Below are 23,616 nucleotides of genomic sequence, written 5' to 3'. Positions count from 1 at the left end.
GGTTGACCGCAGTGGGTTGACCGCAGTGGGTTGACCGCAGTGGGTTGACCGCCGGTCTCCACCAGTATGCTTCGCGGCATGTCTCATGGAGTGACCCGCGACGGTAAGTCCTACAAACTCGTCATGTTCGACCTCGACGACACTCTGGCCCCGTCGAAGACCTCGATGAGCGATGAGATGGTCGGCCTGTTCCGCGAGTTGCTGGCCACCTCGATGGCGTGCATCATCTCCGGCGGTCAGTACGGACAGTTCCAGACCCAGGTCCTCGATCGGCTCGGCGACTTTCCGCACAAGGGCAACCTGCACCTGATGCCCACCAACGGAACTCGCTACATCCGCTGGTCGGGAAGCGAGTGGGAGACCGTGTACGCCGAGGACCTGTCGCCTCGACAGAAGGACGAGGCGTTACGCGTCGTCGAGGAGGGTGCCCGCACGCTCGGGCTGTGGGAATCGCAGACGTGGGGACCGATCCTCGAGGACCGCGGCAGCCAGGTGACGTTCTCGGCGTTGGGGCAGTCCGCTCCGGTCGATGCCAAGGCCGCGTGGGATCCCGACGGACGGAAGAAGGAGGCGCTGCGCGCCTATGCCGCCGAGCGTCTGCCGGAACTGGAAGTTCGCAGCGGGGGATCGACGTCGGTCGATATCACCGCGAAAGGGATCGACAAGGCGTTCGGCGCCCGACGGCTCATGGACATCCTCGACCTCGACACCGCGGACATCCTGTTCTTCGGTGACCGCCTCGACGAGGGCGGCAACGACCGCCCGGTCGCGGAACTCGGCATCGACTCGGTGCACGTGCACGGCTGGGAGGACACCTACCGCTCGCTCGGCGCGGTCGTTCGCGACTGACCGGGCCGAGCGTGCGGTAATCCGTATCAGTCCAGCAGGCTCGCCCGCAGCGACGTGATGTCGCGGTCGGTGAGCTTCAGACCGTCAGTGATGTATCCGTCCATCGAGCCGTACTTCTTCTCCGCCGCCGCGAACGATGTGCTGAGCCAACCGATGTTGACCCCGTTCAGCGGGTCCTGCGAGTCGGCGTGGCGGAAGTGGTTCGACGCGAGGTAGTCGGCGTCGATCGTCGACCGGCCGACACCGAGGATCGTCAACAGTACGGCGGCGGTCCACCCGGTGCGATCCTTGCCCGCCGAGCAGTGGAACAGTGTCGTCCCGCCGTCGGCGGCGGTGTCTTCGATCGCGACGACCGCCGCACGGATCTGCGCGCGGGCGTTCGCGTCGGTGACGAACGCGCGGTACGCCTGATCGAGATCGACGAGTGCGACCGGTGAGACCTTGCCCAGTACATCGGCGTCGACGGTCTTGACACCCGCGAGTGGCTTGTCGGGCTGGACTCGCTTCTCGAGGTCCGTCCGTAGGTCGACGACGGTCTTCACCCCGCGCTCGTCCAGCTTCGTCACGTCAGCGGCACTGAGCTTCGCCAGGCTGTCGCTGCGCAGCACTCGATCGTTGACAGTGCGGCCGTCGGCCCCGACGTAGCCGGCGAGCGTGCGAGTGTTCTGCGTCCCGGTCAGGCCGATTTCGCGATCGGGCGCGGTCGGCGAGGTCGACGCCGTCGCAGTGGCACTCGGTGCGGCGTGCGCCACGGCTGGCACCGCGGCCGGAGACACGAGAAGCGCACCGGATAGCGCGATCATCGCCAGACGAGTGCGGGTGGGACGGCTGTGGGCGGAACGGATACCGGCGGTATGGGAATTCATGACGACCATGATGCTCCGTGACCGGGCTGGGCGCTCGCCGAGACGCGTTAGACGTGGCAGTCGGACCCGACCGAATCGTGGCGGACACGCCAGGGGAGAATCAGGGGACCACATTCTGCGAGAGGAGTCCGGGTGTCCGAGCTGGTGCCGTTGAAAGTGCAACTCGTGGCGGCGACCCAGTTCAGCCCGCCGACCGACATCGATTGGAGCACTGACGCCGACGGGAGTGAGGCGCTCATCGAGTTCGCGGGCCGCGCCTGTTATGAGAGTTGGGACAAGCCGAATCCGCGTACCGCCACCAACGCGGGATATCTGCGCCACGTCCTCGAGGTGGGGCACACCTCGCTGTTCGAGCATGCAACCGTCACCTTCTACATCACCGGGATCTCCCGGTCGTGCACTCACGAACTGATCCGGCATCGTCACTTCTCGTATTCACAGCTGTCCCAGCGGTTCGTTCCCGAACACGACTCCAATGTCGTTGCGCCGCCCGCGATCCGCGGCGACGCCCGCCTGGAGGAACTGTTCGTCAAGGCGACCGACTCCTCTCGCGAGGCCTATACCGAGCTGCTCGCGGAACTGGAGACCAAGTTCGAAGACGTGCCGAATGCGATTCTGCGGCGTAAGCAGGCACGTCAAGCCGCCCGCTCCGTCCTGCCGAATGCGACGGAGACTCGGATCGTCGTCACCGGCAATTATCGGGCGTGGCGACACTTCATCGGGATGCGTGCCACCGAGCACGCGGACGTCGAGATCCGGCAGCTGGCCGTCGAATGCCTCCGACGGCTGGTCGAAATCGCACCGACCGCGTTCGGAGACTTCGAGATCGGCGAACTTGCCGACGGATCGCACGTCGCGACATCGCCATTCGTTTTTGAGGGCTGACACCGGACCGACGCCGCGGAACCGGTAGCCTGAGCGGCATGGATTCGGCTGACGCTGGGCGCGTGGAACACCCGTTCGGAACTGTATCGGTGGCAATGGTGACCCCCTTCACCGCGGAGGGAAAGGTCGACTACGACAAGGCCGCCGAGCTCGCCGACCACCTCGTCACGGGCGGGTGCGACGGTCTCGTCGTTTCCGGGACCACGGGCGAATCGCCCACCACGACGGTTCCGGAGAAAAACGAACTCCTCACCGTGGTGCTCGACGCCGTCGGCGACCGCGCTCGTATCGTTCAGGGCGCGGGTAGCTATGACACCGCCGAGACCGTCCGACGCGCCCACGACTCCGCAGAACTCGGCGCACACGGTCTGCTGATCGTCACGCCGTACTACAGCAAGCCGCCGCAGGCAGGCGTGTATGCGCATTTCAAGGCAGTCGCCGAGGCGACCGACCTGCCGGTGATGCTGTACGACATCCCCGGCCGCGCCGTCGTCCCGATCGCGACCGAGACCATCGTGCGCCTGGCTGAACTGCCGACGGTTCGCGCCGTCAAGGACGCCAAGGGCGACCTGCACGCGGCGTCGAAGATCATGGCTGCCACCGATCTCGAGTTCCTGTCCGGCGAAGACGCACTCAACCTGCCGTGGCTCTCGGTCGGTGCGTCGGGCTTCGTCAGCGTCATCGGACATCTCGTCCCCGGGCGTTTGCGCGATCTGCGGGACGCCGTCGCGGCGGGTGATCTCGCACAAGCACGTCGTCTCTCTGAGTCGATGGCTCCGCTCGTCGACGCCATGGGCCGACTCGGTGGGGTCAGCATGGTCAAGGCGGGACTTCGCATCGCCGGGATCGACGTCGGAGATCCGAGGCTTCCACAGGTCCCAGCGGACGGACCGCAGATCGAAGCGCTCATCGCCGATCTGCGCGCAGCGGAGGTGATCGCCTGATGTCCGCATCGCAGCGTCGTCGTCGCGCAGGCCGTCCGGCAGGCCCGCCCGCAGAGAACCAAGCCGTCGAGAAGAACCCGGCCGCGGGGAAACCCACCGAACCCGAGCGCGTTGAGACCAAACCAGCCGAGAACGCCGGCGCAGCCACGAACGAAGCCGGTGCGCCTGGTGACGGGAACGGTGGGCACAAGAACGCGAATAAGAACGCATCCAAGAGTGGGAGCAGGAACACGAACCGGAACAAGAACGCTCCGAAGAAGAAGGCGGGCAAGTCCGCAGTCGCAGAGGCCACCGGAATCGGAGTGACGGGAGACATCATCGATCGGCTGGGCCGCCCGCCCGCGCTTCCGAAGAGCGGACTGCGTGTGGTCGCGCTCGGCGGCATCGGCGAGATCGGTCGCAACATGACGGTCTTCGAGTACGAGGGCAAGCTGCTCATCGTCGACTGCGGCGTTCTCTTCCCCGAGGACCAGCAGCCCGGCGTCGACCTGATCCTGCCGGACTTCGGTTACATCGAGGATCGGATGGAGGACGTCGAAGCAGTCGTCCTCACACACGGTCACGAGGACCACATCGGTGCGGTCCCGTTCCTGCTGAAGCTGCGCGCCGACATCCCCGTCGTCGGCTCACGGTTCACCCTTGCCCTGGTCGCTGCGAAGTGCCGTGAGCACCGACTGCGTCCCACGCTGGTTCAGGTGGTCGAAGGGGATCGACTGTCGTACGGCGGATTCGACTGCGAGTTCTTCGCCGTCAACCACTCCATTCCGGATGCGGTCGCCGTCGCGATCCGCACCGGCGCGGGTACGGTGCTGCACACCGGCGACATCAAGCTCGACCAGTTGCCGCTCGATAATCGACTCACCGACCTGGCGGGCTTCTCGCGTCTGGGGGACGAGGGGGTCGACCTGTTCCTCGTCGACTCGACGAACGCCGAGGTGCCAGGATTCGTCACGCCCGAGCGAGACATCGGTGGTGTCTTGGACACCGTCATCGGCAAGGCGCGTCAGCGCGTCATCGTCGCGTCGTTCGCGAGCCACGTACACCGCATCCAACAGATCGTCGACGTCGCACATCGGCACGGACGACGAGTCACCTTCGTCGGTCGTTCGATGGTCCGCAACATGGAGATCGCACAGGATCTCGGCTACCTGTCGGTGCCTGAGGGCGTCGTCGTCGACATGGATACCGCGGCGACTCTGCCCGACCATCGCCTCGTCCTGATCTCCACCGGATCGCAGGGTGAACCGTTGTCGGCCCTGTCGCGGATGGCACGCGGCGAGCACCGCCAGATCAACGTTCGTGCCAACGACCTCGTCGTGCTCGCGTCGTCGTTGATCCCGGGTAACGAGAACTCGGTGTTCGCGGTCGTGAACGGATTGGCCAAGCGTGGGGCGACGGTCGTCACCCAGGCCAGTGCCAAGGTGCACGTCTCCGGCCACGCATCGGCGGGCGAACTGCTCTATCTGTACAACGCGGTGCGTCCGTCCAACGCGATGCCCGTGCACGGCGAGTGGCGACACCTGCGCGCGAACGCTGCGCTGGCCGAGGCGACCGGCGTTCCGTCGGATCGAATCGTCCTCGCCGAGGACGGTGTGGTCGTCGACCTCGTCGACGGCCGGGCCCAGATCACCGGTCGGGTGCCTGTCGGTCACGTGTACGTGGACGGACTGTCCGTCGGCGACGTCGGCGAGTCGACGCTGTCGGACCGACTGGTGCTCGGCGAGGGCGGGTTCATCGCGATCACCGTCGCTGTCGACACTGCGACCGGTCGCGCGGTCAGCGAGCCGACGGTCAGCGGCCGCGGGTTCTCCGACGACCCCTCGGCGTTGTCCGAGGCCGCCGTGGTCGTCGACAAGGTCCTCACCGAACTCGCGAACGAGGGCGTCACCGAGACTCACCGGATCGCTCAGGGCATCCGCCGCGCCGTCGGTCGCTGGGTGGCCGGCAAGTACCGTCGGCGCCCGATGATCGTGCCGAACGTCATCGCTGTGGGCGAGGACGACTGATGTCTCTGGCGAGGGACGAGCGGGCGGCGCTCGTGGAGTCCATGCGATCGTCGGGCCCGGACGTTTCGACGATGTGTGAAGGCTGGACCGCTCGTGACCTCGCCGTGCACCTGATACTCCGGGAGCGGCGCCCTGACGCGATGATCGGCATGTTCGTGCCGCTGCTGGCCGGACACACGAGGTCGGTTGAGCGGGAGTACCGGGGCATGCAGTGGTCCCGCCTGCTCGAATTGGTCGGGAACGGGCCGCCGTGGTACTCCCCGTTCCGACTGCTCGACTCGGTGCTCAATCTCGCGGAGATGTTCGTGCACCACGAGGACCTGTTGCGTGGGGGAGCGGACCGCGACGGACCGTTCCTCCCGCGCAAGCTGTCGCCGCAATTGCAGAAGGCACTCGAACGTCCGCTGACGGTGGTGGCCCGAGCAACGCTGCGGTCGTCGCCCGTTCGCGTCACCCTTGGCTCCGTCGACGGTCGGGAACTGCTGACGGTCGGTCGCGGCGATGCGGTCACCGTCACCGGAACCGCCGGTGAACTCCTTCTCTGGGCCTTCGGTCGTGCACCGGTCGACGTGAAGATCACCGGTCCGGCCGCCGCGGTCGCAGCGTTGGCAGGCGCCGAACGCTCGGTCTGAGGCCCTCGGATCCGGCCGCCAGTATAGGCGCGCACAACTGCCCGGACACCCGCAGAACGTCACGAATTCGACACGACCGCACCCGAAGGGGTGTTGCGAGTGTGACTGTTGTGATTGATGGGCACTAGGGTAGTGGCCATGGCTTCAGAAGCAACCACGCGTCGTCGTGCGGCTGCCGGTTCCTCACGCGGCGGCGACGCCGGCGCGCGCAGATCCGGCGACCGGGCGAGCACGAGCCGGAAGCCCGCAGCTAGCGGGCAGGCGGGCAAGCGCCCGCCTGCCAACTCCCCGGCCAAGCGGCGGAGCCCGGCACAGGGCGGCGGCCGACGAGCATCGTCGGGGAGACCTGCGCCTCGGAGCGCGAATCGTTCACAGGACATGCATCGCCCGTCAGCGGTCGCCACGGCCGGTCACGGTGTCGCATCGGCATGGACGATGCTCGCCCGCGGACTCGGCAGCCTGGCGCGTATCGGGGCGCACCGAGACGACGAGCCGTCACCGCGCCGCGACGGCGCAGCGTTTGGGCTGGTACTGGTCGGCGTGCTCATCGCCGCTGGGGTCTGGTTCCACGCGCTCGGTCCGGTCGGTGCGTTCATCGACGCGCTGGTGCGCGCGGCCGTCGGCTCTCTGGCCGTGATCGCACCGGTCGCGTTCGTCGCGTGGGCGCTCGGCCTGATGCGACTGGCCCCTAACCCGGACCGTCGGGTCCGCAACATCGGCGGCGCTGTGCTTCTCGCGATCGCTGTGCTCGGCATGACACATCTCATCCAAGGTGCACCCACCGACTACGACGGTCGGGCACATGGCGGTGGGTTCGCCGGGTACGCGGTGGGCGGCCCGCTCACCGACGCGGTCACCGTCTGGCTGTCCGTGCCGGTTTACCTGCTGTGTGCCGCGTTCGGTGCGCTCGCACTCAGCGGCCGCACCCTCGGCGAGGTCGTCGCGGGGGCCGCGGACTACCTCGGCCTCGGTCGCGACTACGACTACGACCCGTACGACGATGACCTCTACGACGAGGATCTGTACGGCGAGGATCTGTACGGCGACGAGGACGACTTCGATGAGGACGTGGACGACGACTCCTACGACGACGAAGGAGCGGCCCAGCCCGTCGACGAGCCGCCGTTCGACGTCGACGGCGATTACGGCGACCCGTACGACAACTACCCGCCTGACGAGCGCCGCCGACCGCAGCAGCGTCGCCGAAGCGCGGACCGCTCGGCCGCCTCGGATCGGTCTCGCGGTGCCCGTGCGGCTGCGCACGACCGTGCCACCCGGACTTCACCGTCCGCGGTGCCGGGTCGACGCACCGCGGGCCAGGATCGTGACGCCCACATGGCCGACATGATGACCGAGCCGATCGTTCCGGACATGGAGGTCACCGAGCCGATCGGTCCACTCGCGCCGGAACCGGTACCGGCGCCGCGTCGCGCGCCGCGTCGCGCCGCAGCGTCGGCCGATGCACCTGCCGAGCCCGCCGCAATGCTGCGGGCCGACGACGACTACCAACTGCCTCCGCCGGAGCTGTTGATCGCGGGCGACCCACCCAAGATGGGCAGCGCCGCGAACGACGACATGATCGACCGGATCCAGTCCGTGCTCGACCAGTTCAAGATCGACGCCGCCGTCACCGGATACACCCGCGGTCCGACGGTCACCCGGTACGAGGTCGAGCTCGGCCCTGCGGTCAAAGTAGAGAAGATCACGCAGCTTCAGCGCAACATCTCGTACGCCGTGGCCACCGATAACGTGCGTCTCCTCGCGCCGATCCCCGGAAAGTCGGCAGTGGGCATCGAGGTGCCGAACACCGATCGTGAGATGGTCCGGCTCGCGGACGTCCTCGAATCCCCGAAGATCGGCCTCGACCAGCATCCGTTGATGATCGGTCTCGGCAAGGACATCGAAGGCGACTTCGTCGGCGCGAATCTCTCCAAGATGCCGCACCTGCTCGTCGCAGGCTCCACGGGTTCGGGTAAGTCGAGCTTCGTCAACTCGATGCTGGTGTCCATCCTGTCGCGCGCCAAACCCGACGATGTACGGATGATCCTCATCGACCCGAAGATGGTCGAGTTGACGCCGTACGAAGGCGTGCCGCACCTGATCACGCCGATCATCACCGAGCCGAAGAAGGCTGCGGCGGCGCTTGCCTGGCTGGTGGAGGAGATGGAGCAGCGCTACCAGGACATGAAGGCATCTCGTGTCCGGCACATCAACGACTTCAACTCGAAAGTCCGTTCCGGAGAGATCACGACTCCGCTCGGCTCCGAGCGCGAGTACAAGCCGTATCCGTACATCGTCGCGATCGTGGACGAGTTGGCAGACCTGATGATGACGGCTCCCCGCGACGTCGAAGACGCGATCGTGCGCATCACGCAGAAGGCACGTGCCGCCGGAATCCACCTGGTCCTCGCTACGCAGCGTCCGTCGGTCGACGTCGTGACCGGACTCATCAAGACCAACGTCCCGTCGAGACTCGCCTTTGCGACGAGTTCGCTCACCGACTCGCGAGTGATCCTGGACCAGCCCGGAGCCGAGAAGCTCATCGGCATGGGTGACGGCCTGTTCCTGCCGATGGGCGCCAACAAGCCGATCCGCATGCAGGGCGCGTTCATCACGGACGACGAGATCTCGGCCGTCGTCGACTTCACCAAGGAACAGTCCGAGCCCGAGTACACCGAAGGCGTCACCGCGGCGAAGGCCGCCGATAAGAAGGACATCGACTCCGACATCGGCAACGATCTCGACGATCTGCTGCAGGCCGTTGAACTCGTCGTGTCCAGCCAGTTCGGGTCGACGTCCATGCTCCAGCGCAAGCTTCGCGTCGGTTTCGCCAAGGCCGGCCGCCTCATGGACCTGATGGAGACGCGCGGCGTCGTAGGACCGAGCGAGGGGTCAAAGGCGCGCGACGTCCTGGTGAAGCCCGAGGACCTTGCGGGCGTGATCGCGTCGATCACCGGTGGCGGCGATGACGAACCGTCCGTAAACTGACAGACGATCAATGAGGGGAGTATCCCCGACTCGATGACGACTCCGTCAGTACGGACGACGCCAACGATCCGCCGATCGGATCCGAGGCCGACCTCCCGGGGCGTCGCCGCAGGTGGAGCACACCGCGGTGGGAGAGACCTCTGGCATCGCACAGGTACTAGTGCACGCTGGAGGAATTCATGAATGTCTCGTTGACCGCCTGGATCATCACCGGGGCGGTGATCCTCGGGCTGTTCGTCTTCGACTTCTTCGCCCATGTCAAGACCCCGCACGAACCGACTCTCCGCGAATCGGGATTCTGGTCGGCTGTCTACATCGCGATCGCCGTGCTGTTCGGCGGGTTCGTGTGGTGGCAGTGGGGCTCGACCTACGGCGGCGAGTACTTCGCCGGCTACGTCACCGAGAAGGCGCTCTCGGTCGACAACCTGTTCGTCTTCGTGGTCATCATGGCCAAGTTCGCGGTACCGCGGATCTACCAGCAGAAGGTGCTGCTGCTCGGCATTGTGATGGCGTTGGTGATGCGCGCTGGCTTCATCGCCGTCGGGGCGGCGGCCATCGACGCCTACAGCTGGGTGTTCTACCTGTTCGGGCTGTTCCTCCTCGTCACCGCTGTGAAGCTGCTGCGCGAGAGTGACGAACCCGTCGTGCACGAGCAGGAACGCGAGGGACGGATGGAGCGCCTCGTCAAGAAGGTCTTCCGGGCGTCGGACTCGTACGACGGCGACAAGCTGATCACCCGGGTCGACGGGCGTGCGATGATCACTCCGCTGCTGCTGGTGCTCATCGTCATCGGCTTCACCGACGTACTGTTCGCGCTCGACTCGATCCCGGCGATCTACGGGCTCACCGAGCAGCCCTACCTGGTGTTCACCGCCAACGCCTTCGCGCTGATGGGTCTGCGACAGCTGTACTTCCTCCTGGGCGGAATGCTCGACCGCCTCATCTACCTCTCGTATGGGCTCTCGCTGATCCTGGCGTTCATCGGGGTGAAACTCGTACTGCATGCGCTGCACGAGAATACCCTCGGCTTCGTCAACGGCGGCGAACCGGTCGCGGTCCCGGAGATCTCGACCGGACTGTCACTGGGCGTCATCGGCGGCACCTTGGTGGTGACCACGGTGGCGAGCCTGGTGGCCTCGAAGAGACGGCAGGAGAACTGAGCACGTCGGTCTACGGACCGGTCAGAACGGTCCGTAGACCTGTTTCCATTCGCGGACGGTAACGGTCTCGATCGCGTCGGCCGCCGCGAAGGGGTCAGGCGCGAGGAGAGCACGCGCGGCTGTCTCGTCGCCCGCGACCACCATCAGGGCCGCCCCGGAACCGTCGGTGAACGGTCCGACGAACAGCAGGTCACCGGACTCGTGCAGTGCACCGAGGAACTCCCGGTGGGCCGGTCGGTGTTCGTCGCGAACTGTGGCCGCGCCCTCGGCATAGGTGTATTCGACGGAGAACATGGGCATCGGCTGGTCCTGTCTGCGAGTGAGTCCGGATTCAGAGGTGGGCGAGCATTCGCGTGTTGCCGAGCGTGTTCGGCTTTACGAAGCTCAGGTCGAGGAACTCGGCGACGCCCGTGTCGTATGAGCGCGTCATCTCCTCGTAGACCGGCTTGGTGACCGGCGTTCCGTCGATCTCGACGAAACCATGCCGCGAGAAGAAGCCTGTCTCGAAGGTGAGGACGAAGACACGCTCGAGTCCGAGGTCGCGGGCCACGTCCATCAGGCGACCGACAACCCGATGACCGATGCCGCGGCCCGAATAGGCCGTGTCGACGGCGACGGTGCGGACCTCGCCGAGATCGGACCACAGGACATGGAGGGCACCGCACCCGACGACGAGATCGTCGATCTCGGCCACCCAGAACTCGGGAATCGACTCGTACAGTGTGACCAGGTTCTTCGCGAGGAGGATCTTGCCCGCGTAGATGTCGATGAGCTCCTTGATCCGCGGCACATCAGAGGTCTTGGCTCGTCGCACCACGATCGTCGACGGTTCGTCGGAACGCGGTGTGGGCGAAGACATGGACATGGCAGTCAACAATAGTCGCAGACAGCTGCAGTCCCCGCGCAGGTCGCGACACAGCGTGCCGATAGGCTTACCACCGTGAGTGAACCCGAACCCCGCGCAGCGGCCGGTCATGCGGCTCCGCCGGTGGTCAACCTCGCGAACGCACTGACCATGTTCCGCATCGTCCTGGTGCCGGTTTTCGTGGTCGCGTTGTTCATCGACGACGGCCGGTCGGACCTGTGGCGGGTGATCGCTTTCGTGGTCTTCGCGGTCGCAGCGATCACCGATCAGATCGACGGCCGAATCGCTCGTGGCTGGAATCTGGTCACCGATTTCGGCAAGATGGCCGACCCGATTGCCGACAAAGCGCTCATCGGCGCCGCCCTCCTCGGTCTGTCGATCCTCGGCGACTTGGCGTGGTGGGTGACCGTCGTGATCCTCGTTCGGGAGATCGGCGTGACGCTCCTACGGTTCTGGGTCATCCGTCACGGCGTGATCCCGGCCAGCCGGGGCGGCAAGCTCAAGACACTGCTGCAGTGCATCGGAATAGGCATGTTCGTACTGCCGTTGAACGGGGTATTGCACGTCGTGGGCTGGGTGTTCATGATTGCGGCGGTCATCGCGACCGTGCTAACCGGACTCGACTACATCTGGCAGGCCATGAGCCTGCGACGCACGGCCCATGCGGCGGCGACCGATGCGAAATTCCGCTAGGGTCGTCGTCACAGGCTTATGAGATCGTAGACAATCGAGATCTAAGGCGACTGGGAACTACGGCGACTGGGAACTAGGGCGACTGGGAATTAGGGTTTACTCGAATGACTACAGTGACCCGACTGCGGGAAGGACACACGTGACACTGTTGTTGCGCGAAGCGATCGGCGATCAGCTGCGGCGGGTCCGAACCGATCAGGGCCGAACACTGCGCGAGGTGTCGACGGATGCGCGCGTGTCTCTCGGCTACCTGTCGGAAGTCGAGCGGGGACAGAAGGAGGCGTCGAGCGAATTGCTCGCGTCGATCTGTGTCGCCCTCGAGGTCGAGATCGGCGACGTGCTGCGCGACGTCGCAGGCGTGATGACGCCGGTGTCGATGGTCTCGCCGTCTGACGGCGTCGTCGAAGTCATCGCATCGCAGGCCGACGGTGCGGCCGCCCTCGCTGCGGCGTGACCAGCGCCACGCCCGCCCGAGCATCGAACACGAGAAGTTGAGGACAAGGTTATGGCGAACCCGTTTGTGAAGGCATGGCGCTACTTGATGGCGCTGGGTAACGCGAAGATCGACGAGCACGCCGATCCCAAGGTGCAGATCCAGCAGGCGATCGAGGAGTCCCAGCGCCAGCACCAGGCGCTCTCACAGCAGGCCGCTGCGGTCATCGGCAACCAGCGCCAGCTCGAGATGCGGCTGAACCGTCAGCTCGAAGAGATCGAGAAACTCCAGGGCAACACCCGTCAGGCGCTCTCGCTCGCCGACCAGGCTTCGGCCGCAGGCGACGCGGCGAAGACCACCGAGTACACCAACGCAGCAGAAGCCTTCGCAGCGCAGCTGGTCACCGCCGAGCAGAATGTCGAAGATCTCAAGGTGCTGCACGATCAGTCGCTGACGGCAGCAGCAAGCGCCAAGCAGGCGGTTGAGCGCAACGCGATGCAACTGCAGCAGAAGCTGTCGGAGCGGTCCAAGCTGCTCAGCCAGCTCGAGCAGGCGAAGATGCAGGAGCAGGTCAGCTCCTCCCTCAACAACATGAGTGAGCTCACCGCACCCGGCAACACGCCGAACCTCGACCAGGTGCGCGACAAGATCGAACGTCGCTACGCCACCGCGCTCGGTTCGGCCGAACTCGCCAAGGGGTCGGTGTCTGGTCGGATGGCCGAAGTCGAGGCCGCAGGCGTCCAGATGGCCGGGCACGCCCGTCTCGAGCAGATCCGTGCGAGCATGGGTGGCTCGTTGAGCGCAGGCCAGCAGCCTGCCGCCGGGCAGACGGCCGCCGGTCAGCCCGCACCGTCGATCGACACGGAGAAGCACTGACGATCGCCATCGTGGCCGGCTCCGATGCAGGCCACGCGTTTCCGGCACTAGGGTTGGCGGCGCAGTTCGCCGCCGCCGGCGAGGAAGTGATCGTCTACACCGGAAGCCGGTGGCTTGGCGAAGGTGAGCGTTGCGGCGCGACGGTCCGTGAGCTTCCTGGGCTCGCAGCCCTGCCGGGGGAGGACGACGGCGATGCGGGAGCCAAACTCAGCGCCCGCGCCGCGCGGATGGCCCTCGCGCTCGAACCGGAGTTGGCGACGGCAGGCGTCGAACTCGTCGTCAGTGACGTGATCACCAGAGCGGGCGGCTGGGCGGCCGAGTTGCTCGGCGTCCCGTGGATCGAACTCTCGCCTCACCCGCTGTACGAACCCTCGCGCGGGCTTCCGCCGATCGGTGCGGGCATGGCGGTCGGTGTCGGTGCGCGCGGCCGCCTCCGCGACATCGCTCTGCGTGCGATGACCGCACGGTCCCTTGCGGCCGGCCGGCGCGCCACAGCCGTGGCGCGGCGCGGCATCGCATTGTCTGCCGTGCCCGCGCCCGCTGCGCGTTTCGTGGCGACCTTGCCCGGACTGGAGGTGCACCGGCCCGACTGGCCTGCCCGTACCCACCTGATCGGACCGTTGGCCTACGAACCGACCGACGACAGGTTCGAGCCGCCCGCGGGCGTCGGCCCGCTCGTCGTTGTCGCACCGTCGACTGCTCAGACCGGCGAAGGCGAGATGGGCGCCGCGGCCATCGGCGGCCTCGTGGCCCTGTCGCGGAGCCGCGACGTGCGCGTGGTGTACTCGGCGCTGACACCCCCACCGCGCGGCGTAGAGACGCCCAGCGCGTTCGTGGCAGGCACTGCACGTCAAGACGAGGTGTTGCGCCATGCAGCCGTCGTGGTCTGCGGTGCGGGGCACGGCATGCTCGCCAAGGCACTGGGGGCGGGCGTTCCGGTCGTGACGGTGCCCGGTGGTGGCGACCAGTGGGAACTGGCGAATCGCGTCGAACGCAGCGGTTGCGGTGTCTTGGTCCGGCCCGCCGACGCCGATGCGGTCGCCGACGCGGTGGCTCGCGTGCTCGACGACGATTCGTTCGCCGTAGCCGCGCGACGCGTCGCCGCGACGCGGGTCGCGACCGTCGACCCCGTGCGCATCGCCCACCGAATACTCGAGAAGGGAGACTCATTCCGTGCGACTGACGGAATTCACTGAACTGATCGGCATCGAATTCGGTCGTCTCCGCGCCGACGCTCTGCTCGTCGATCTGGTCCTCCCCGAACTCGGAGGGCGGACTGGAGCGCAGGCGATCGACGAGGGGGTCGATCCACGCCAGGTGTGGCGGGCGTTGTGCAAAGAGTTCGATGTCCCTCCCGAACGGTGGTGAAACCCCAGCCCGCGCGGTTCCGCACCGTGATCTGCGGGCGTGTCGCTTGCCATCGAACATCTGTTCGTTAGACTGAAACGGAACCGAACAGCCGCCCGGTGCGTCCGACCTAGTATGAGCACCAAGAGCAGTACGACCCCGAAGAGCATCACCGGCACATCAAGCACGACGGCGGCCGATCGGAGCGGCGAGACGAAATTGTCAGAGGTCGAATCTACGGTGATCTCATCATCACCCGAAGCGGACCCGACCCCCGACATTCCGCCCGGCCAGACCACGGACACGTCCGACCAGAACGAGGAGACCACGATGGCACCCGTCACCGATCGACAGAAGGCGCTCGACCTCGCGCTCGCGCAGATCGACAAAAACTTCGGCAAGGGCTCGGTCATGCGACTGGGCGAAGACACCCGGCCACCGATGGAAGTCATTCCGACAGGTTCGGTCGCGCTGGACCTCGCGCTCGGCATCGGCGGTCTGCCGCGCGGTCGGATCGTCGAAGTGTACGGTCCGGAGTCCTCCGGTAAGACGACCGTCGCGCTGCACGCGGTCGCCAACGCGCAGGCCCAGGGCGGAATCGCGGCTTTCATCGATGCCGAACACGCACTGGACCCCGATTACGCCGCCAAGCTCGGGGTCGACGTCGACGCGCTCCTCGTATCGCAGCCGGACACCGGTGAGCAGGCGCTGGAGATCGCCGACATGCTGATTCGGTCCGGCGCACTGGACATCCTCGTCGTCGACTCGGTCGCTGCGCTCGTGCCCAAGGCGGAGATCGAAGGAGAGATGGGCGACAGCCACGTCGGCCTTCAGGCCCGTCTGATGAGTCAGGCGCTGCGCAAGATGACGTCAGGGCTGAACAACTCGAATACCACAGCCGTCTTCATCAACCAGTTGCGCGAGAAGATCGGCGTGATGTTTGGCTCGCCCGAGACCACCACTGGCGGTAAAGCGCTGAAGTTCTACTCGTCGGTCCGTTTGGACGTCCGCCGCATCGAGACCCTGAAGGACGGCACCGACGCGGTCGGCAACCGAACTCGCGTCAAGGTCGTCAAGAATAAGGTCGCTCCGCCGTTCAAGCAGGCCGAGTTCGACATCCTGTACGGCCACGGCATCAGCCGTGAAGGCTCGCTGATCGATCTCGGTGTCGCCGAGGGCTTCATCCGCAAGTCCGGATCGTGGTTCACCTATGAAGGCGATCAGCTCGGTCAGGGCAAGGAGAAGGCGCGGACCTTCCTCATGGAGAACCCGGACATCGCGAACGAGATCGAGACCAAGATCAAAGACAAGCTCGGCATCGGACGCCGCCCGGAGGTCGACGCCGAGGCCGTCGCACCCGAGCCCGTCGACTTCTGACAGCGATCATGGGGGAGGACCAACCTCGCGAATCTCGGTCCATCGGCTCGGGCCCGTCCGCCTGGGACGCCGCATTGCGGCTCCTCGGCGCACGGGCCCGCAGTCGTCACGAGATGCACGATCGTCTCGTCGCACGCGGATTCACCGACGACGAGGTGACGTCGACCTTGACCCGGCTCGACGAGTACCAGCTCATCGACGACACCGAGTTCGCTCACGAATGGGTACGTTCCCGGCACGCTCACTCGGCGCGCGGACGCCATGCTCTGCGACGTGAGCTGAAGGCCAAGGGCGTGGCCGACGACATAGTCGTCGACGCGCTAGGGACCATCGATCCCGACGCCGAACGTGAGATCGCCTACGCGCTCGCCGACAAGAAGCTGACGTTCGACGCCGACGAGCTCGCGGACCCCGCGATTCGGGCCAAAGCCTTCCGGCGGCTGGCCGGGGCGCTCGGTCGACGCGGGTACCCGCCGGAGATGATCACGTCCGTGGTGAAAGACGTGATCACCGCGAGGCGGGCGTGAGCGGACCGGTCACTCCGTGTCGGCGAGTTCGACGGCCTGGGTCGCCGCGGACTTGCGTTTACCAGTGCGGATTCGACGTTCGAGTCGATGTGCGAACGATGTCAGCGCGTAGTTGACGATGATCATGATGATCGCGGTGACGATCAGCGCAGGCAGATAGTTGCCGAAGTACGACGCCGTCTTGATACCCGAGCGCACCACCTCGATGTAGCCGATGGCGTACCCCAGAGCGCTGTCTTTGAGGGCGATCACCATCTGTGAGACGAGCGCGGGAAGCATCGCGGTCACGGCCTGCGGCAACAGGATCATCCGCATCATCTGTGACTTGCGCATGCCGATCGACTTCGCAGCCTCGGACTGTCCGTTCGGCAGCGAGGCGATGCCCGCGCGGAGGATCTCCGCGATCACCGAGCCGTTGTAGAACGTCAGCCCGAAGACGACGGCGGCGAAAGCCAACTCCGACGACGGGACGATCGCGTACTTGGCGAAGAAGTAGTACGCGAAGTAGATGAGGATGAGGACCGGGATGGCGCGGAAGACTTCGACGAGTGCGCCGGAGATGCCGCGTACCCACCTGTGCTCCGAGAGCCGTCCGACACCGAGGACGGCGCCGATGATCAAGGCGAACACGATAGAGAGCGCGGCGGCCTTCAGCGTGCCCCACAGCCCCGGGAGGATCCAGGTGGTCCACGTCCCGCCCTCGGTGACGAACGGACTCCACTTCTCGCTGGTGAGCTGTCCGTTGTCGTTCAAGATGAGGACGACATAGACGACGATGGCGATCAGGATCGCGAGAAAGATGACCGTCGTGATGCGGTTGCGCAGCCGTGCCTTCGGTCCGGGCGCATCGTAAAGGACTGTCGACTGTGTCATCGTCGGACCACCCATCGCTTAGACGCCCAGCCGAAGAGTGCGCCCTCGGCGAGCGTGATGATCATGAATCCGACGGCGATGATGGCGAAGATCGCGAGGATCTGACTGCCGTGGCTCTCGAGTTCGGTCTTCATCAGCAACGACGCCTCGGCGACGCCGATGATCGACGCGATCGTCGTGTTCTTGGTGAGGGCGATCAGCACTGAACCCATCGGAGCGATCACCGCGCGCATGGCCTGCGGAAGGACGACCAAGCCGAGGATCTGCGGGAACGACATGCCGATAGACCGTGCAGCCTCCGCCTGACCGATCGGAACGGTATTGATGCCGGAGCGGAGCGTCTCGCAGACGAAGGTCGCGGTGTAGAGGATGAAGGCCAGGACGGCGAGCCGGAAGTTGTTGTGCTCGATGAAGGTCGCATTCTCCGCGGCCAAGGTCAAGCCCAGGTTCTGGTAGAGGCCGATCGAGCAGAACAGCACGATCAACGTGAGCGGAGTGTTGCGGACGACGTTGACGTAGACGGTCGCGAAACCCCGCATCACCGGAACCGGGGACACCTTCATCGCGGCGAGCACGGTGCCCCAGATGAGCGCACCGATGGCCGAATAGATCGTGAGCTTGATCGTCACCCAGAACGCGGGCCACAGCGCAGGGCCCATCGAGTCCCAGAGTTCACTCATCAGGAGACTCCTTCACACGGTGTCGACGGAGCGGTGAGGAAGTCGAGGTCACCGACGTCGGGGGCGAACTGGTACTGGGAGTCGGGAGCGTTGGCGCGGTCGAAGAAGCTGTCGATGTCCTTGTCGCCGAGGTTGTCGCGCAACGCCGCCTCCCACGGTGACGGACCGCCGCTTGCCGGGCGGACGAGCATCGCGGAGATCGCCTGGTTCACCGATTGGACGGCGTCCGGGTACTCCTTGGCCATGCCGATTCCGTACCGCTCGGTGGAGAACGGCGCGCCTGCCTTCTTGAGTGCGTCTTCGACGCATGCGCTCTTCAGATAGGTCATCGGGACCAGCTTGAACTCGTCCGGATACCAGCTGGAGTAGCCGGCCAGGATGGTCTCGTCGGTGGTGAGCGCGTCGACTTTGCCGCGGCGCAGGGCTTCCACGCACGAGGAGTACGTGTCGTACTCCTGCAACTGGACGCCGGGCAGCTGAGCCTTCACGTTCTGTGCCGACGTCGAACCGGTGACCGAGCAGAGCTTGCGTCCGTTGTTGAGGTCTTGCAGGGAGTTCAGTGTCTCGTCGTCGTTGCGCACCAGTAAGCCCTGGTAGGTGACGAGATACGGTCCCGCGAAGTCGACCTTCGACGACCGGTCCTCATTGATCGAGTAGGTCGCAGCGATCATGTCGACCTCACCGTTGTTGATGAGTGTCTCGCGCTGGGCCGACGGGGTCTCCCGCCAGGTGATCTCGGGACGGTCCACGCCCATCTCGTCGGCGATGTGGTTCACCACGTACTCCGAGACGTCGGCGTCGAATCCGATGATCGATCCGTCGGGTTGCTGAAGCCCCATGCCCGGCTGGTCGAACTTGGTGCCGAGGATGACCTTGCCGTCACGGATCGAGTCGAGGAGGTTCCGTGGATCGGAACTGCCGCAGGCGGCGAGGGCGGTCGCCAGCATCGCTACGACGGCGACGAGTATCGATGTCCTCCGCATATCAGTGCCCCAAGATCTTCGACAGGAAGTCGCGGGCGCGATCGGACTTCGGGGCGGTGAAGAAGCTCTCCGGATCGGTGTCTTCGACGATTGCGCCGTCGGCCATGAACAGGACACGGTCGGCGGCTTTACGTGCGAAGCCCATCTCGTGGGTGACGACGACCATCGTCATACCCTCCTTGGCGAGCGAGACCATGACGTCGAGCACCTCGGACACCATCTCCGGGTCGAGCGCCGACGTCGGCTCGTCGAAGAGCAGGACCTTCGGGTCCATCGCCAGTGACCGGGCGATCGCGACGCGCTGCTGTTGTCCGCCGGACAACTGTGCTGGGTACTTGTCTTTCTGCTCTTCGACACCGACCCGCGTGAGTAGATCGAGTGCGTGGCTCTCGGCGTCGGTCTTGCTCTGCTTGCGAACCTTGATCGGACCGATCGTGACGTTCTGCACGATGGTCTTGTGGGCGAACAAGTTGAACGACTGGAAGACCATGCCCACATCCGATCGCAGGCGCGCCAGATCGCGGCCCTCGTCGGGCAGGAGCTCACCGTTGATGCGGATCTCACCGCTGTCGATCGGCTCCAGTCGATTGATGGTTCGGCAGAGCGTCGACTTCCCTGAACCCGAAGGCCCGAGGACGACGACGACTTGACCCCTGGGGATCTCGATGTCGATGTCGCGCAGCACATGGAGGTCCCCGAAGTGCTTCTGGACCTTCGTCATCGAGATCATCGGTGTGACGTTCGCGTCGCTCATAGGCTCTTACGGTAGTAGTGGGAGGGGCGACACCACAGCAGGTACGCCAATCCCGGTGTGTTCGGCTCCCCATCGCCACGATTAGAGTCGGCTGTTGGTCCGGCGTAACCTGTGACTCGTGAGTGGTGCAGTGACGAAGTCGTATTCGGTTCGGACGTTCGGATGTCAGATGAACGTCCACGACTCAGAACGCATCTCCGGACTCTTGGAGGACGCCGGGTACGTTTCGGCGCCGGACGGGGACGACGCGGATCTGGTGGTGTTCAACACCTGCGCGGTCCGGGAGAACGCCGACAACAAGTTGTACGGCAACCTGTCGCATCTCGCGCCCGTCAAGTCCGCTCGGCCGGGGATGCAGATCGCGGTCGGCGGATGTCTGGCGCAGAAGGACAAGGACGTGGTCCTGCGCAAGGCGCCCTGGGTGGACGTTGTGTTCGGCACCCACAACATCGGGTCTCTGCCTGCCCTGCTCGATCGCGCGCGCCACAACGAGGAAGCGCAGGTCGAGATCCTCGACTCGTTGGAGACCTTTCCGTCGACACTTCCGGCCCGCCGCGACTCCGCGTACTCCGGATGGGTCTCGGTGTCGGTCGGCTGCAACAACACCTGCACGTTCTGTATCGTCCCGTCGTTGCGCGGCAAAGAGGTCGATCGACGTCCCGGCGACGTCCTGGCCGAGGTTCAGGCCCTCGTCGATCAGGGCGTCCTCGAGGTGACGCTGCTCGGGCAGAACGTCAATGCGTATGGCATGTCGTTCGCCGACCCGGATACGCCACGCGACCGCGGAGCCTTCGCGGAACTGTTGCGGGCGTGCGGTGAGATCGAAGGGCTCGAACGAGTCCGTTTCACCTCGCCCCATCCGGCCGAGTTCACCGACGACGTCATCGAGGCGATGTCACAGACCCCGAACGTGTGCCCGCAGCTGCACATGCCGCTCCAGTCCGGTTCGGACCGCATCCTCAAGGCGATGCGCCGGAGCTACCGCACGAAGAAGTTCCTGGGCATCATCGACCGTGTCCGCGAAGCGATGCCGCACGCGGCGATCACCACCGACATCATCGTCGGTTTCCCCGGGGAGACCGAAGCGGATTTCCAAGCGACGTTGGACGTCGTCGAGAAGGCACGCTTCTCGAGTGCGTTCACCTTCCAGTACTCGGCCCGCCCGGGAACCCCGGCAGCGACGATGGACGACCAGGTCCCACCGGAGATCGTCACCGAGCGCTACCAGCGCCTCATCGCGGTTCAGGAACGGATCTGCCTCGAAGAGAACACACGGCTCATCGGTACCGACGTCGAACTGCTCGTGGCGGCAGGCGAAGGCCGGAAGAACGCCGAGACCGGCCGGATGACTGGTCGTGCGCGGGATGGACGGCTCGTGCACTTCGCGGTCGGCGACCGCACGGACGTGCGCGCGGGCGACATCGTCAGCAGCACGATCACCGAGGCAGCGCCGCATCACCTCATCGCGGACGCGGGGGTCCGTTCGGTGCGCCGGACTCGAGCGGGCGACGCCCACGAAGCCGGCACCACTCCGACGACGGCGCCCGTCGGCGTCGGACTCGGCATGCCAACGATTGGAGCCGCGCCGGCCGTCGAAGCCGCCGCGTCGTGCGGTACAGGAGAATGTTCATGACCACACCGGGTTCGAAGCCGGGCGACCGGGCGGCCGAACGCGAAGCGTTCGGTGCGTTCGAAGACGACCTCCGCAAAGCCGAACGCAAAGTCGCGGGCGAGATCGATCCCGGCGCGCGCGCCGTCGTCGTCGCCGTCTGCGTGCTCGTCGCGCTCGTATCGGTGATCCTGCCGCACGCAGGCGCCGCCAACGGTCTCGACGTCCTGACGATGTCGAGCGACTCGGCCGCCGAACACATCGCGTTGCCGTCGAAGATCTTCCTCTACCTTCTCGTAGTCTTCGGAATCGGCTTCTCCATGCTGGCGCTGGTGACTCGGCGCTGGGTAATCGCCTGGATCTCCCTGTGCGGCAGCGCAGTCGCCTCAGTCGCAGGCGTTCTCGCGATGTGGACGCGGAACACCGTCGGTGTGGACTCGCTGGATATGTCGACGCCGTCGAGTGCAGGCATCGGCCTGATCCTCGGCTGGGTCACCATGATCGTGTTGACGTTCCATTGGGCGCGCGTCGTGTGGGCGCGAACCAGCTATCACCTCGCACTCGAAGACGAGCGCCGGCAGAAGGCCGCGGCCGCCGAGCAACGTGGCCGTTCGCTGCAGAAGGTCGTGCGGGGCCAGGAGGGCGACCAGGAGACGTCGAAGGACATCGGGGTGCCCGACGACAACGAGACGCCAGAAGAGAAGTAGCCGCTACCGATTCCGACGTTACCGGTCCGATGGCCCGATTACCTGTCATTGAGCGCAGATTGGGCGGTCCCCGCCCAATCGCGCCACTGATCGGCCTGTTCGCGGAGCTTCGCGGCGTCCTTGTCTTTGCCCGCTTCGGCGGCCTTCGCGGCCTGCTCCTCTAGTTTGTCGGCTCGTTCGACGAACTGGGCCGCACGCGCTTGAGCCTCCGGATCGGTGCGCGTCCACTCCGAGTCCTCGGCGTCGCGGATCGCCTTCTCCAATGCGCGTACGCGGCCCTCGAGGGAGTGCATCTGGTCGCGGGGTACCTTCCCGATCGCTTCCCATTTCTCGCGGAAGGTGCGGAACTCGCGCCGCGCGGCGTCGAGGTCGGATGCCGGATCGATGGACTTCTCGGCGTCGGCGAGGAGCGCGAGCTTGGCCTCGGCGTTCTCGGCGAACTCGGCGTCACGCTCGGAGTTGACGGCGTTGCGAGCTTGGAAGAAGACGTCCTGGGCGGCTTTGAAGCGTGCCCACAGGGCGTCATCGGTATCGCGCGGCGCACGGCCTGCGGCCTTCCACTCCTGCAGCAGATCCCGGAACTTGCCCGCGGTCGGGCCCCAGTCGGTCGACCCTGACAGAGCTTCGGCCTGCTCGATGAGCTCCTCTTTGCGGGCCCGGGCGCCGGCACGTTCGCGGTCGAGTTCGGCGAAATAGGCGCCCCGGCGCCGGTTGAACGCGTCGCGTGCTTTCGAGAAGCGCTTCCAGAGGGCGTCGTCGGTCTTGCGGTCGACTCCCTTGATGGTCTTCCATTCGTCGAGAATCGCGCGCAGGCGATCGCCACCGGCCTTCCACGAGGTGCCTTCGGCTCCGATTGTCTCGGCTTCGCTCGCCAACTCCTCCTTGCGGGCGACGGCGGCGGCCCGCTGTTCGCTACGTTCGGACCGGACGGCTTCGGCGACGTCGTCTGCGCTGTCGACGATCTTGGACAGTCGCGACGCCAGTTCGTCGACATTCCCGATCACCTGTGCGGTCGGCAGGGCGTCGATCATCTGAGCTGCCGCAGCCTGCGTCTTGCGCGGATCGCCGGAACGCGCCGCAAGACGTTCTTCGAGAATCTCCACTTCGGTGGCCATGTCGGCGAACTTGCGCGCGAAATGCGCCAGCCCCTCGTCCGGGGTGCCTGCCTGCCAGGACCCGATCTCGCGTTCGCCTGCGGCGGTGATCAACCAGACGGTGCCGTCGGCATCGACGCGCCCGTACTCGGACGGGTCTCCCAACTCCACATGGTGGACGGGGACAGCGGGTATCGGACCGGGGCCGGTCGGAGACGGAGTCGGCCGAGACGGAGTGGGTGCGCCGGGCCGGGGGCCAGGTCGCGGACCGGGCTTCGGGCCGGGCTTGGGTCGCTGCTGCGCGGCAAGGTCCGGCTCGGATGCAGGGTTGGAAGCGGGCTCCGTGGAGTGCGGGGGGTTGGTCATCTCGGGTGTCCCTCTGTGTCTCTCGCCGCGCGTCACGGCTGCCGGTCACGTTCGTTCTTCATTCAAGCAGGTCAGACTTGGATACGGGTGAGGCTGCGGCAT

General features: G+C 65.8%; 24 protein-coding genes. 16 read left to right on the top strand and 8 right to left on the bottom strand.

What is annotated here, in order from left to right; translation table 11 throughout:
• The first annotated feature begins 78 nt into the window (after nucleotides 1-78).
• Nucleotides 79-849 (top strand): HAD-IIB family hydrolase, encoded by a 771-nt coding sequence (locus ACTIMF_RS01035; RefSeq protein ID WP_442348411.1) that lies wholly within the window; start codon nucleotides 79-81, stop codon nucleotides 847-849.
• 26 nt (nucleotides 850-875) lie between these two features.
• Here ACTIMF_RS01035 and ACTIMF_RS01030 read toward each other — a convergent pair whose 3' ends face one another.
• Entirely contained in the window at nucleotides 876-1,715 is an 840-nt protein-coding gene (locus ACTIMF_RS01030) for a tyrosine-protein phosphatase (RefSeq protein WP_442348410.1), read from the bottom strand.
• A gap of 132 nt (nucleotides 1,716-1,847) precedes the next feature.
• Between ACTIMF_RS01030 and thyX the strand changes: the two genes are divergently transcribed.
• The 6 genes from thyX (at nucleotide 1,848) to ACTIMF_RS01000 (ending at nucleotide 10,330) form a co-directional block, all read left to right on the top strand.
• Nucleotides 1,848-2,600, top strand: coding sequence for an FAD-dependent thymidylate synthase (gene thyX, locus ACTIMF_RS01025; protein WP_442348409.1), 753 nt, complete (start codon nucleotides 1,848-1,850; stop codon nucleotides 2,598-2,600).
• Nucleotides 2,601-2,638: 38 nt separating this feature from the next.
• Entirely contained in the window at nucleotides 2,639-3,544 is a 906-nt protein-coding gene (dapA, locus tag ACTIMF_RS01020; protein WP_442348408.1) for a 4-hydroxy-tetrahydrodipicolinate synthase, read from the top strand.
• The gene (locus tag ACTIMF_RS01015; RefSeq protein WP_442348407.1) at nucleotides 3,544-5,550 is read left to right on the top strand and encodes a ribonuclease J; all 2,007 of its coding nucleotides are present in this window, start codon (nucleotides 3,544-3,546) and stop codon (nucleotides 5,548-5,550) included. The genes dapA and ACTIMF_RS01015 overlap by 1 nt, the downstream gene beginning before the upstream one ends.
• Complete coding sequence (locus tag ACTIMF_RS01010) at nucleotides 5,550-6,182, top strand: TIGR03085 family metal-binding protein (protein WP_442348406.1); 633 nt, start codon at nucleotides 5,550-5,552, stop codon at nucleotides 6,180-6,182. Before ACTIMF_RS01015 ends, ACTIMF_RS01010 begins: the two co-directional genes overlap by 1 nt.
• Before the next feature lie 138 nt (nucleotides 6,183-6,320).
• The gene (locus ACTIMF_RS01005) at nucleotides 6,321-9,170 is read left to right on the top strand and encodes a DNA translocase FtsK 4TM domain-containing protein (RefSeq protein WP_442348405.1); all 2,850 of its coding nucleotides are present in this window, start codon (nucleotides 6,321-6,323) and stop codon (nucleotides 9,168-9,170) included.
• 179 nt (nucleotides 9,171-9,349) lie between these two features.
• Complete coding sequence (locus ACTIMF_RS01000; protein WP_442348404.1) at nucleotides 9,350-10,330, top strand: TerC family protein; 981 nt, start codon at nucleotides 9,350-9,352, stop codon at nucleotides 10,328-10,330.
• 21 nt (nucleotides 10,331-10,351) lie between these two features.
• Here the strand turns inward: ACTIMF_RS01000 and ACTIMF_RS00995 are convergent, their stop codons facing one another.
• Nucleotides 10,352-10,630, bottom strand: coding sequence for a YciI family protein (locus ACTIMF_RS00995; RefSeq protein WP_442348403.1), 279 nt, complete (start codon nucleotides 10,628-10,630; stop codon nucleotides 10,352-10,354).
• A 31-nt stretch (nucleotides 10,631-10,661) separates the two neighbouring features.
• Complete coding sequence (locus ACTIMF_RS00990) at nucleotides 10,662-11,189, bottom strand: amino-acid N-acetyltransferase (RefSeq protein ID WP_442348402.1); 528 nt, start codon at nucleotides 11,187-11,189, stop codon at nucleotides 10,662-10,664.
• A gap of 81 nt (nucleotides 11,190-11,270) precedes the next feature.
• On the opposite strand from ACTIMF_RS00990, the gene pgsA reads away from it, so the two are divergent.
• From pgsA to ACTIMF_RS00955, 7 genes are all read left to right on the top strand, one after another.
• Nucleotides 11,271-11,888 carry a CDP-diacylglycerol--glycerol-3-phosphate 3-phosphatidyltransferase gene (pgsA, locus tag ACTIMF_RS00985; RefSeq protein WP_442348401.1) on the top strand — a complete coding sequence of 206 codons (618 nt, stop codon included), beginning with the start codon at nucleotides 11,271-11,273 and terminating at the stop codon, nucleotides 11,886-11,888.
• Between the two features lie 139 nt (nucleotides 11,889-12,027).
• Complete coding sequence (locus ACTIMF_RS00980; protein ID WP_442348400.1) at nucleotides 12,028-12,342, top strand: helix-turn-helix domain-containing protein; 315 nt, start codon at nucleotides 12,028-12,030, stop codon at nucleotides 12,340-12,342.
• A 51-nt stretch (nucleotides 12,343-12,393) separates the two neighbouring features.
• Nucleotides 12,394-13,197 carry a PspA/IM30 family protein gene (locus ACTIMF_RS00975; RefSeq protein WP_442348399.1) on the top strand — a complete coding sequence of 268 codons (804 nt, stop codon included), beginning with the start codon at nucleotides 12,394-12,396 and terminating at the stop codon, nucleotides 13,195-13,197.
• On the top strand, nucleotides 13,194-14,393 hold the full coding sequence (locus ACTIMF_RS00970; RefSeq protein WP_442348615.1) for a glycosyltransferase: 1,200 nt from the start codon (nucleotides 13,194-13,196) through the stop codon (nucleotides 14,391-14,393). Before ACTIMF_RS00975 ends, ACTIMF_RS00970 begins: the two co-directional genes overlap by 4 nt.
• Nucleotides 14,371-14,565 (top strand): DUF3046 domain-containing protein, encoded by a 195-nt coding sequence (locus ACTIMF_RS00965; protein WP_442348398.1) that lies wholly within the window; start codon nucleotides 14,371-14,373, stop codon nucleotides 14,563-14,565. The genes ACTIMF_RS00970 and ACTIMF_RS00965 overlap by 23 nt, the downstream gene beginning before the upstream one ends.
• A gap of 309 nt (nucleotides 14,566-14,874) precedes the next feature.
• On the top strand, nucleotides 14,875-15,921 hold the full coding sequence (gene recA / locus ACTIMF_RS00960; RefSeq protein ID WP_442348614.1) for a recombinase RecA: 1,047 nt from the start codon (nucleotides 14,875-14,877) through the stop codon (nucleotides 15,919-15,921).
• Between the two features lie 8 nt (nucleotides 15,922-15,929).
• On the top strand, nucleotides 15,930-16,448 hold the full coding sequence (locus ACTIMF_RS00955; protein ID WP_442348397.1) for a regulatory protein RecX: 519 nt from the start codon (nucleotides 15,930-15,932) through the stop codon (nucleotides 16,446-16,448).
• 9 nt (nucleotides 16,449-16,457) lie between these two features.
• Here the strand turns inward: ACTIMF_RS00955 and ACTIMF_RS00950 are convergent, their stop codons facing one another.
• From ACTIMF_RS00950 to ACTIMF_RS00935, 4 genes are read right to left on the bottom strand one after another with little or no spacing between them, the layout of a single operon-like run.
• The gene (locus ACTIMF_RS00950) at nucleotides 16,458-17,321 is read right to left on the bottom strand and encodes an amino acid ABC transporter permease (RefSeq protein ID WP_442348396.1); all 864 of its coding nucleotides are present in this window, start codon (nucleotides 17,319-17,321) and stop codon (nucleotides 16,458-16,460) included.
• Complete coding sequence (locus ACTIMF_RS00945; protein ID WP_442348395.1) at nucleotides 17,318-18,001, bottom strand: amino acid ABC transporter permease; 684 nt, start codon at nucleotides 17,999-18,001, stop codon at nucleotides 17,318-17,320. Before ACTIMF_RS00945 ends, ACTIMF_RS00950 begins: the two co-directional genes overlap by 4 nt.
• Nucleotides 18,001-18,984 (bottom strand): glutamate ABC transporter substrate-binding protein, encoded by a 984-nt coding sequence (locus ACTIMF_RS00940; RefSeq protein WP_442348394.1) that lies wholly within the window; start codon nucleotides 18,982-18,984, stop codon nucleotides 18,001-18,003. Before ACTIMF_RS00940 ends, ACTIMF_RS00945 begins: the two co-directional genes overlap by 1 nt.
• Before the next feature lies 1 nt (nucleotide 18,985).
• Nucleotides 18,986-19,714, bottom strand: coding sequence for an amino acid ABC transporter ATP-binding protein (locus ACTIMF_RS00935; protein ID WP_442348613.1), 729 nt, complete (start codon nucleotides 19,712-19,714; stop codon nucleotides 18,986-18,988).
• Between the two features lie 142 nt (nucleotides 19,715-19,856).
• Between ACTIMF_RS00935 and miaB the strand changes: the two genes are divergently transcribed.
• Both miaB and ACTIMF_RS00925 read left to right on the top strand, forming a co-directional pair.
• Nucleotides 19,857-21,371, top strand: coding sequence for a tRNA (N6-isopentenyl adenosine(37)-C2)-methylthiotransferase MiaB (miaB, locus tag ACTIMF_RS00930; RefSeq protein ID WP_442348393.1), 1,515 nt, complete (start codon nucleotides 19,857-19,859; stop codon nucleotides 21,369-21,371).
• Nucleotides 21,368-22,054: an Rv2732c family membrane protein gene (locus tag ACTIMF_RS00925; RefSeq protein ID WP_442348392.1), complete on the top strand. Its 687-nt coding sequence runs from the start codon at nucleotides 21,368-21,370 to the stop codon at nucleotides 22,052-22,054. The genes miaB and ACTIMF_RS00925 overlap by 4 nt, the downstream gene beginning before the upstream one ends.
• A gap of 38 nt (nucleotides 22,055-22,092) precedes the next feature.
• Here ACTIMF_RS00925 and ACTIMF_RS00920 read toward each other — a convergent pair whose 3' ends face one another.
• A complete protein-coding gene (locus ACTIMF_RS00920; protein ID WP_442348391.1) occupies nucleotides 22,093-23,514 on the bottom strand; it encodes a DUF349 domain-containing protein in 1,422 nt (473 codons plus the stop codon).
• Nucleotides 23,515-23,616: the final 102 nt, after the last annotated feature.

Origin of the sequence: Gordonia sp. (in: high G+C Gram-positive bacteria) (assembly GCF_052106715.1) — a bacterium.
Lineage (GTDB): Bacteria > Actinomycetota > Actinomycetes > Mycobacteriales > Mycobacteriaceae > Gordonia.
Note: the sequence above shows the minus strand (reverse complement) of the source record. Positions and strands in the feature narration are given on the sequence as shown.